Origin of the sequence: Oceanisphaera sp., from assembly GCF_052084945.1 — a bacterium.
In the GTDB taxonomy this organism is placed as follows: Bacteria; Pseudomonadota; Gammaproteobacteria; order Enterobacterales; family Aeromonadaceae; genus Oceanimonas.
Genome location: NZ_JBQDEX010000034.1, coordinates 15,104 through 22,353, shown reverse-complemented (window position 1 = coordinate 22,353; position 7,250 = coordinate 15,104). Strand labels below are relative to the sequence as shown.

At 48.6% G+C, this 7,250-nt stretch carries 8 protein-coding genes; 6 read left to right on the top strand and 2 right to left on the bottom strand.

What is annotated here, in order from left to right; genetic code table 11:
• Positions 1-79: 79 nt before the first annotated feature.
• Positions 80-1,111, top strand: a complete 1,032-nt coding sequence (locus ACTHY5_RS05010) for a branched-chain amino acid aminotransferase (protein WP_441877258.1) — start codon at positions 80-82, stop codon at positions 1,109-1,111.
• Positions 1,112-1,160: 49 nt separating this feature from the next.
• Here the strand turns inward: ACTHY5_RS05010 and ACTHY5_RS05005 are convergent, their stop codons facing one another.
• On the bottom strand, positions 1,161-1,901 hold the full coding sequence (locus tag ACTHY5_RS05005) for a MauE/DoxX family redox-associated membrane protein (protein WP_441877255.1): 741 nt from the start codon (positions 1,899-1,901) through the stop codon (positions 1,161-1,163).
• A gap of 447 nt (positions 1,902-2,348) precedes the next feature.
• Complete coding sequence (locus ACTHY5_RS05000) at positions 2,349-3,278, bottom strand: LysR family transcriptional regulator (protein WP_441877252.1); 930 nt, start codon at positions 3,276-3,278, stop codon at positions 2,349-2,351.
• 134 nt (positions 3,279-3,412) lie between these two features.
• Here ACTHY5_RS05000 and ACTHY5_RS04995 point away from each other — a divergent pair, with 134 nt between their 5' ends.
• From ACTHY5_RS04995 to wrbA, 5 genes are all read left to right on the top strand, one after another.
• Positions 3,413-3,874, top strand: a complete 462-nt coding sequence (locus tag ACTHY5_RS04995) for a DoxX family protein (protein ID WP_441877249.1) — start codon at positions 3,413-3,415, stop codon at positions 3,872-3,874.
• A gap of 127 nt (positions 3,875-4,001) precedes the next feature.
• Positions 4,002-4,973 carry a glutathione S-transferase family protein gene (locus ACTHY5_RS04990; RefSeq protein ID WP_441877246.1) on the top strand — a complete coding sequence of 324 codons (972 nt, stop codon included), beginning with the start codon at positions 4,002-4,004 and terminating at the stop codon, positions 4,971-4,973.
• 84 nt (positions 4,974-5,057) lie between these two features.
• Positions 5,058-6,020 (top strand): quinone oxidoreductase family protein, encoded by a 963-nt coding sequence (locus tag ACTHY5_RS04985; RefSeq protein ID WP_441877243.1) that lies wholly within the window; start codon positions 5,058-5,060, stop codon positions 6,018-6,020.
• Between the two features lie 41 nt (positions 6,021-6,061).
• Positions 6,062-6,778 (top strand): pirin family protein, encoded by a 717-nt coding sequence (locus ACTHY5_RS04980; protein WP_441877240.1) that lies wholly within the window; start codon positions 6,062-6,064, stop codon positions 6,776-6,778.
• Positions 6,775-7,250 (top strand): NAD(P)H:quinone oxidoreductase (gene wrbA, locus ACTHY5_RS04975; protein WP_441877237.1); only part of this gene is annotated, 476 nt, incomplete at its 3' end. The genes ACTHY5_RS04980 and wrbA, both read left to right, overlap by 4 nt.

Sequence of the window (7,250 nt, the reverse complement as noted above, 5' to 3'; positions counted from 1 at the left end):
TATTAGCTTGGCACTATCAATCAAGATTACTCGCTATTATTGAGCGTATTTTTTACTATTCGGTTAATATAGCTTAGTTATTACCCATTATTTATCAGTTAATAGGAACAGCAGCATGTCAGCATTTGGAACCGTATTCGCCCCAGAAATGAGCCTAGCTCGTTACGAGCAAGGCCAGTGGGGCGCCACAGAATTCGTCAGCAGTGATAGTCTTACTCTGCACCCAGGTGCCCATGTGCTGCATTACTCAAGCACTTGTTTTGAAGGGTTAAAGGCGTTTAAGCATGAAGATGGCTCTATCAACATCTTTCGTATGGAGCAAAACATTGCCCGCTTAATCCAAAGCAGCGAGTTATTAGCGCTACCAGCGGTAGATGCTGAACAGCTTAAGGCCATGATCATCGACATCGTTAAGCGCTACGCCAGCGATGTGCCACAGCCTCCGGGCTCTATGTATATTCGCCCCACTCACATTGGCACCGAAGCCTCCATTGGTAAGGCCGCCGCCCCTAGCAGCACCTCTTTGCTATATGTATTGCTGTCGCCTGTGGGGGATTACTTTGCTGGTGGCAGTAATGCCCTGCGTTTATTATTAGCTGATGAGCCGCGTTGTGCTGCGCACATGGGAGTGGTAAAAAGTGGCGGTAACTATGCCAGCGCCTTACAACCCATCTTAAAAGCTCAACAATCGGTACAAGCAGACCAAGTGCTGTTTTGCCCCAATGGCGATGTACAAGAAACCGGCGCGGCTAACTTCTTGTTAATTGATGGCAACGAGATTATTACTAAGTCATTAGATAGCTCGTTTTTACACGGTATTACCCGCCACTCCATTCTAACACTGGCCCGCGATCGCGGCATGACGGTATCAGAGCGCGCACTGACCGTAGATGAGTTATTAGAACGTGCGAAAAAGCCGGGTACCGAAGCCGCGCTATCGGGCACCGCCGCCGTGCTCACTCCGGTGGGCACACTCATCCACAATGGCCAAGAGCATACCGTCGGCAACGGTGAAGCCGGCCCCACCACCAACGCCCTGCGCCAAGCATTGAATGATATTCAATGGGGCAAAGCCGACGACACTCACGGCTGGTTAACCAAAGTCTGCTAATCACCTCACTTTATGAGCCGAATAGCCTGCCTATTCGGCTCATTGTTATCTACAACATCCACATTCCCATGATCAGCATCATTAGGTTTTCGGTGAGCGAAATAAAGCCCAGCGGAACATCACTGTTGCCGCCCACACACGCACACTTTAGCTCACGTTTATCAATATACACCGCCTTAATCACCGAGGCTGAACCTATGGCACCAATCGCTATCGCCACAGGGGCTGCTAGCCATAGCATGGCTCCCGCCACCATTAAAATCCCAGCAAGGGCTTCGGCAAAAGGATAAATTTTGCCATAGCGAACCCAACGCTGGGCGAGTAAGTCGTAATTAAGAAACATGGTAGAAAAAGACTCGAGATCTTGTAGCTTTTGCACCGCCAATAGACACATAGCAAAGGCAATAAACCATTGAAAAATCCGCACATTCAGCAATTCATGAAAATGGTACCAACCCACCGCCATGGCTAGCAGCGCTGCAATGGCAAAAATAGCGATCACTGGCTGATAGGAAGTGTCACTTTGCTCAGCTTCTGGCTTTTTCTCTCCTAACAACACCGCCAGCTCATCAAAACCACCAATGCGCTCACCCTCAATAAAGGTTTGTGGCGTTGTTTCTACTTGATGCTCTGCTTGAAAAGCATCGGTTTGCTCACGACTGGTTAACCAATGGTCTTCCACTTGATAGCCATGGCGCTCTAGCAGATCTTTAGATTTAAGACCAAAGGGACAAATATGTTTTTCCATCACCATGCGATACAGCACGGCATTTTTAGTATGGGATGACATAGTACCTCCGCTATTAGGTATATTTGCTATTACACTCCACTGACTATCATGCAAAATACTTAACAGAGCAAACCTATAGCCAGTTAACTAAAGTCTGCTAATACGCGGAGCAGAATAATAAGCCTTAATACCCGTCATCAATCGACAAAGAGGTCATTCGTTACCTATTTGGTCTTTATCCTGACGATCGCTTACAGCCAAGCGTTGGGTGATACCAATCTAAGTAAGTATATGGTCAGTTTGTATTAAGTAAAAAACTAAGGGCTATTTTGCCACGGAATCCACGGAAAAAGGCAAGAGCGAAAAGTGATAACGACTCAAATACTGCTAATGGTAAGGGCTCCCCTACTAATAGTTGGGTGTTTGGCTCTTACCCTATAAAGTCTTTTTCAGATCTTATCTCTATTGTTCCGTGTTCTTCCGTGGGTTCCGTGGCGAAAATTTTGATCAGTTAGTTTTACAGATTGGTATGAGTGTCCCGAGTGTAGGATCAAATTGCATTTTTTTAAGTCGCTCAACAAACCACTTAAGCCCATTTCCTTTATTACTTCGCTGCCAAGCAACAGATATCTCACCAAGTGGCGACGGTGTATCTAAGGTTAATAGCGTTAACTTTCCCTCTGCTAGCTCCTGCGTAATACGGTGAACGGGTAAGTAACCAACACCTAGCCCTTTACATTGCGCGGCAATTTTATGAGTGATGCTAGGTACAATAATACGGCTGCGGCCATCTAATAACCCAGAGGATCGGGCAGGCAAACGCTGAGAGCTATCGGCCACAATAATAGTGGGATAATCCTCTATCGCCTTCACTGGCAATGGCATGGGCAACTGAGTGAGGGGGTGATCGGCAGCAACAGCAAACTCAAAGTTCACTTGTCCTAAAGAGTGTAAAGCCATTCCTGAAGCCATGGCTTCACCTGCAGCGCCTATTACCAAATCACACCTGCCGTCACTTAAAGCTTCCCAGCTTCCGCCCAACACTTCTTCACTGAGGCGGATTTCAGTTTTTGGCTGTATACGCTGAAACGCTTCAACTAGCTCATAAACAGAGTCACAGGACAGTACGCTATCAATACAGATCCTTAATTCCATTTCCCAGCCATCCGCAGCTTGGCGCACTAATGCCGTTAATTCTTCTGATGCTTTAAGAATATGCCGCCCCTGCTCTAAGACTAACCGTCCAATCGCGGTCAACTCGGCCTTACGCCGACTACGATCAAAGAGTTCGACGCCCAGATCCTCTTCTAACTTATTAACGGTGTAAGAAACCGCAGACGGAACTCGATGTAACTCTTGTGCGGCCGCAGCAAAGCTGTGGCGCCGCGCTATGGCATCCAATGTTTGCAGCGCATCTAAGGTAATCAATAAAGACATAGCTCAAGGTACTCAATGTTGATTGTTCAATTTAACTGATGCTAAAGGTCAAAACGTTCCGTTATTTTTCAGAAAAGCTTTCTACTATAGTAACCATATCAAACAACAAAGTTGATATTACTTAAGGAAAAACCATGAGCAACGCTTTCATTCAACGCATATTGTCCACCAACAGCCAAATGACCAGTTTGGCATTGCGGCTGTCTGCCGGTGCTATTTTTGTTGCCCATGGTGCCCAAAAACTGTTTGGCAGTTTTGGCGGCCACGGCTTGCAAGGCACGGCACAGTGGATGGCCTCTATCGGATTAGAGCCTGGCTACTTAATGGCATTGACGGCAGGCAGTGCTGAATTTTTTGGCGGAATAGCATTATTAATGGGTCTGCTGACTCGCCCTGCCGCTCTTATGTTAGTCATCACCATGTTAGTAGCCATCATTAACGTACACCTAGCCAATGGATTCTTTATGAGTAACAACGGCTATGAATTTGCGCTGGCTCTGCTCGGTATCTCAGTAGCATTGGTGTTTAACGGCGGCGGTAAATTGTCTTTAGACCGCAAGCTAAGTGACATCACAGCTAAGGGCAACCTTAAATAAAAGTCTTTGGCATACACTGATATAGACATTGATATTAAAGATCACCTAATAGCCATGTGGCTGAATCAAAAACACCAAGGAGCCCATGCCCTTGGTCACCATATAACAACATACAGGAGGCTCCATTATGGGCTTATTAGTAGACGGTCAATGGCATGACCAATGGTACGACACTGACTCCACTGGCGGTAAATTCAAGCGTAGTGAGTCACAATTTCGCAACTGGGTAACGCAAGATGGCAGCGCCGGCCCTACCGGTGACGCTGGATTTAAAGCCGAAGCCGGGCGCTACCACTTATACGTATCGCTGGCTTGCCCGTGGGCACACCGCACGCTGATTTTTCGCAAACTCAAAGGGCTGGAGTCCATGATATCCGTGTCTGTGGTCAACCCGTTAATGGCGGAGCACGGCTGGACCTTTGCTGCAGATGAAGGAGTGGTGGCTGACCCTCTTTTTCAGGCCGACTATATGCACCAGATCTATACTAGCGCCGATCCCCAATACACAGGTCGCGTTACCATTCCGGTGCTCTGGGATAAGCAACAAAAGACCATAGTAAGTAACGAGTCTGCGGAAATCATTCGCATGTTTAACTCGGCTTTTGACGAGGTTGGCGCTACCTCCGGCGACTATTATCCAGAGGCGCTGCGCGCAGACATTGATAGCCTGAATGAACAAATCTACAACAGGGTGAACAACGGTGTCTATAAAGCAGGATTTGCCACCACGCAGCACGCTTATGAAGAAGCGGTGGCCCCTTTGTTTGCTACTTTAGATGAGTTAGAGCAGCGACTATCAACACATCGCTATTTACTGGGCGATACCATTACCGAAGCAGATTGGCGCTTATTCACTACACTGGTGCGTTTTGATGCTGTGTACCACGGGCATTTTAAGTGCAACATCAAGCAAATTGCCGACTACCCGCATTTAAGCGGTTATTTACGCGAGCTCTATCAATGGCCTGGTGTGGCCGACACGGTCAATATGAAACATATCAAAGCACATTATTACCGCAGCCATAACACCATTAACCCCACAGGCGTGGTACCTGTTGGGCCTGAGCTAAATCTCGATGCACCCCACGGGCGCGGGTAAACACTGCGCCATTAACGGCTAAGCGAGCTGAGCGATGTTGTAGTTTATTGCTCAGCTTCAGTTTCCATTCAGTGATTGAGGTGCATGATGCAAGCATTACAGTTTTCAACAACCGGTACGGTAGACGCATTACAGTTGCGTGAGCTGCCCATTCCCCAGCCTAAAGCAGGTGAAGTATTGGTCGAGATACGGGCAACGGGCATCAACCCAAGCGACATCAAAAACCTACTGGGACTGTTTCCTTACACTAGCACGCCACGTATTCCCGGCCGAGACTTTGCCGGTGTGGTGATCAGTGGGCAAGCAGAGCTAAAAGGCAAGGCGGTATGGGGTGGAACTGGCAAAGGCTTTGGCTTTTATCGGGATGGCTGTCATGCGCAATATGTTGTGTTGCCAGCCGATGCTGTCGCCCCCTTACCCGCCTCACTAAGCTTTGCTCAAGCGGCCAGCTGTGGCGTGCCATTAATCACTGCTTGGGATGCCCTTGAGCGTAGCCAAGTTCAGAAAAAAACGCGTTTGCTGATTATTGGAGCAGGTGCGGTGGCACGCGCAGCACAACACCTCGCCCACGCCAGAGGCGCTGAGGTAGTAATGGCTGCACGTCGTAGTGATGTAGTGCACACCCTACAATCTCAAAATATCAAGGCGTTTCAGTTAACCCAAGCAGCACAGCTAGCCGACCAAGCAAGAGAGCACTTTCACCAGCAAGCACCACAAGTGATCGTTGACACCACAGGCTACTGGCTAACAGCAGCCGTAACTAGCCTAGACGCATTTGGCCACATTGCAGTTATTGCCGCCCCAACAGATGACCAGATCATGTTATCCCCTTTAAATTTATACCGCCGTGGCGGCTCTATTATTGGCATTAACTCTCTGCTTTATAGCCTAGAAGATTGCGCGGTCATGCTTACGAAAATAAGCGCTGCTTTTCCCGATGGCGTCCCTCTGATTAACGACTTTATCGAGCGACCATTGTCTGAGGCGGTGGATGCCTATCAGCAAATCAGCCAAGGCAGTTCACAGAAGATAGTACTGATCCCATAACTCACTGACGGTCACCACCAACATATAGCAGGAGGTTTTGCATGATTGAATTAAGACCCTATCGCGAATTGGGCGGTGCACAGCATGGCTGGCTAGATACTCGCCACCACTTTTCATTTGCCGATTATTACCATCCCCAGCGTATGGGGTGGGGGCAGCTAAGAGTGTGGAACGATGACACTATTGCTGCACATTCAGGTTTTCCGCCGCACCCTCATCGCGATATGGAAATTATCACTTACGTGCGCAAGGGAGCGATCACGCATCAAGACAACTTGGGCAATAGCGGCCGCACTGCCGCTGGTAATGTGCAGGTGATGAGTGCTGGCACCGGCATTGCTCATAGTGAGATGAATACCGAAAATGAGACCACGCAGATCTTTCAAATATGGATTATGCCCAACGAAAAAGGCTTGCCACCCAAATGGGGCACCAAGCCTTTTCCCAAAGGGGAGCTAAGTGGTGACTTTGTTACCCTTGCCAGTGGCTGCGCTACTGATACCGAGGCGCTACCCATTCGTGCCGACGCCCGCTTGGTAGCAGCAACCCTAAAAGCGGGACAAAGTACTGACTACTCACTTACTAAAGGGCGCAAAGCATACCTAGTTCCGGCCAGTGGTCAGATAGAAATTAACGGCGTACTCGTCACTGCCGGCGATGGCGTAGCCATTCATGATGAGCCGTTATTGCACGTCATTGCACAACAAGATAAGATTAATACAACCCGCAAAAACTATCTAAAAAGGATATTAATATGACAAACGTATTAGTGCTATATCACTCAATGTACGGGCATATCGAAACCATGGCCAATGCCGTTGCCGAGGGGGCAAGTAGCGTTGCTGGAGTAGAAGTGACCGTTAAGCGAGTTCCTGAAACTATGGATACGGACGTATTCAAAAATGCCGGCGGTAAAACTGAACAAGCCGCCCCCGTGGCCACACCGGCAGAGTTAGCGGAATACGATGCCATTATAGTGGGCACGCCAACACGCTTTGGTAATATGTCTGCTCAGATGCGTAACTTTTTCGACCAAACCGGTGGCCTGTGGGCCAAAGGCGCACTGGCGGGAAAAGTGGCTAGCGTATTCACCTCAACCGGCACTGGCGGTGGCCAAGAAATGACCATCACTTCCACTTGGACCACGCTGGCCCATCACGGCATGGTCATAGTGCCAATTGGTTATACCACACCAGAGCTGTTTGATATTTCTCAAGTGAGTGGTGGCAC